General features: G+C 67.1%; 2 protein-coding genes and 1 pseudogene. All 3 read right to left on the reverse strand.

Translation table 11 applies throughout. The features are described 5' to 3' along the window. The coding region (locus tag WAW17_RS02450) for an inositol monophosphatase family protein (protein ID WP_422331433.1) at positions 1–506 on the reverse strand (506 nt) is incomplete at its 3' end. 26 nt (positions 507–532) lie between these two features. Continuing rightward, positions 533–2,236 carry a phosphonate ABC transporter, permease protein PhnE gene (gene phnE, locus WAW17_RS02455; protein WP_422331434.1) on the reverse strand — a complete coding sequence of 568 codons (1,704 nt, stop codon included), beginning with the start codon at positions 2,234–2,236 and terminating at the stop codon, positions 533–535. A gap of 38 nt (positions 2,237–2,274) precedes the next feature. Continuing rightward, positions 2,275–2,587 (reverse strand): annotated as a pseudogene (locus tag WAW17_RS02460) (phosphonate ABC transporter ATP-binding protein); the annotation flags it as partial.

A 2,587-nucleotide genomic window follows, 5' to 3' on the forward strand; every position in this document is an offset into this window, starting at 1 on the left:
GACCACGCATCCCAGTTGCGGTCGTGCGGACGCAGCATCGACACGGCGGCGTCCGCAACGCTCGTGCATCCGCTCGTGCGGTACGCGGAGTGGGTGCGCGATGCCCACCAGCGTTCCTCGGTATGCAGCCAGGTGGTCATCGCCTCGGTGAATACGCCGTCCACGACGACCGCCGCGCTGAAGCAGGCGAGCGGGACCCCGGCGGCGGCGTTGGCCGAACCGTCCACGGGATCGATCACCAGGGAGACGGCGGAACCGACGTCGACCCAGCCGCGCTCCTCCGACAGCACGTTGACGCCGGCCGCGGTGGCGGCCGTGATGATGGCGTCCTCGACCAGGACGTCGATGAACATGGTGGGGGTGCCGTCGGCGCCCTCCATCACGATCGACCGCAGCTTCTCGCGGGGGTGCGTGACCACGGCCGAGCGATACGCCTCGACTGCGGCATCGGATGCCGCCAGCAACGCCGAATTGGTCTGCGTGCGAATGGCTTCAGTGGAACTCATGTGACTCTTTCCGTTGGGGTCCGGCCCTACGACACCGCTCGACGCACCCACATGGCGAGGCCTTCCACGGCCATCACCACCGCGAACACGAGGAGGACGATCGTGGTGACCACGTCGAATTGCATGACACGGGCGGCATTCATGAGATAGAAACCGATCCCGCCCGCGCCCACGACACCGAGGAGTGTGGCGGCGCGGATGTTGACGTCGAGTTGGTAGAACAGGTGCGCGGCGAGCGCGGGGGCGGACTGTCGCAGGGTGGTGGCGACGAAGACCTGCGTCCGGGTCGCACCGCCCGCCGAGACCGCCTGTTGCACTCGAACATCGGACTCTTCCAGTGTGTCCGCGATCAGCTTGCCGAGCAGACCCACCGCACCCACCGACAGGGCGAGGGCGCCGGCGGTGGCACCCAGCCCGGTGACGACGATGAAGATGATCGCGATGATCAGGTCCGGGATTCCGCGCACGAGGACGATGACGATGCGAAACGCCTTGGCGATGCCGGGCGTCGGTGCCACGTTCCGGGCGGCGAGCACTCCGATCGGAACCGCCAGGATCAGACCGAGGAAGGTTGCTGCCAAGGCGATCTGGACGGTGACGAGAAGCTGCTCGAGCAGCTCGTCCCGGATACCGCCGGTGCCGGGCGGAAAGAACAGTCCCAATGTGCTCGACGTGGTCGCGATGCCGTCCATCACGCGGGAGAAGTCGATGTCCGATCCCCACGTCGCAGCGGCCAGAGCGACGACGGTGAGACCGATATAGAGGGCGCGACGGATGCGTTCACCGGTCCACGGCGGGCTGACCCGGTACTGCCCGGATCGGGTGCGCGGCACTCCGGCGTCTCGACCGGATCCTGCGGCGACCCATCCGTTTCCGGCGGCCGTCACCCGCTTACCGAGACGCCCCCAGACTCCGATGCGGTGGGTCATCTGATCACCGAGCAGCGACTTGCGCACCGCCCCGGAGATCAGTTCGACCACGACGCAGAGGGCGACGACGAACAGCGCCAGGGCCATGCCGCGCTGATAATTCAGCGTCTTCATCGCCAGGGACAGCTCCATGCCGATACCGCTCACCCCGACGTAACCGAGGATGACCGAGGCGCGGAGGTTGATGTCGAAGCGGTGCAGGGCAACTGCGACGAATGCGGGCATAGCCTGGGGGAAGACACCGCCGGTGATCTGCTGCCACCAGGTGGCACCGGCGGCGCGTAGGGCGTCGCGGGGTCCGGCGTCCGTGTCCTCGATGGTGTCGGCGTACATCTTGCCGACCATGCCGACGGAGTGGACACCGAGCGCCAGGATACCGGCAACGGCACCGAGGCCGAACAGACGCAGATACAGGACGGCGAGCACGATTTCGGGAATCGCCCGGGTGACCACGATGACGGCGCGCGCAGCCCACCGCAGGGACGACGCCGGACTCGTATTGCGGGCCGCCGCGAGCGACACCGCGAGGCTGAGCACCACACTGAGAGCGGTGGCACACGTGACGATGGCCAGAGTCTGGCCGGTCATGGCGAGAATCTCGCCGATCGGCGGAAAGTCGAGCGGGAACATCCGGGACACGAAGTCGGTCGCGTTACCGATGCCGTCCACGAAGGTTGCGACGTTGATCTTCAGCGATGCGATCGACCACACCGACGCGAGCAGCCACACCACCAGAACCGCGACGACGCCGATCGAGGTGGGGGAGGGACGTGGAAGTGTGCGCGGCAAGGGTTCCCGCATCTTCTGCGGGTGTTCGGGGGAGAGAACGGTCACCGGACTCAGACCAGTTGCGGGGAGGTCGGGGCGGCGACGCTCGAGTAGATGGACATGGCCTCGTCACGGCCGATGGCGGACACCACCTTGTCGAGCACGACTCGACCGGAACGCAGGCCGATCAATCGGTTCCCCCACGACAGCGCAAGTTCAACCTGATGGAGGCTGCACAGCACCGTCAGGTTGTCCTCGGAGGCGATGCGCGAGATCAGCGCCATCACCTGTGCGGAGGACTCGGGGTCGAGGGACGCCACCGGCTCGTCCGCCAGCAGAATCTTCGGACGTTGCACCAGCGCCCGTGCCACGGCGACTCGCTGC

Origin of the sequence: Rhodococcus sp. (in: high G+C Gram-positive bacteria), from assembly GCF_049286785.1 — a bacterium.
In the GTDB taxonomy this organism is placed as follows: Bacteria; Actinomycetota; Actinomycetes; order Mycobacteriales; family Mycobacteriaceae; genus Rhodococcus_F.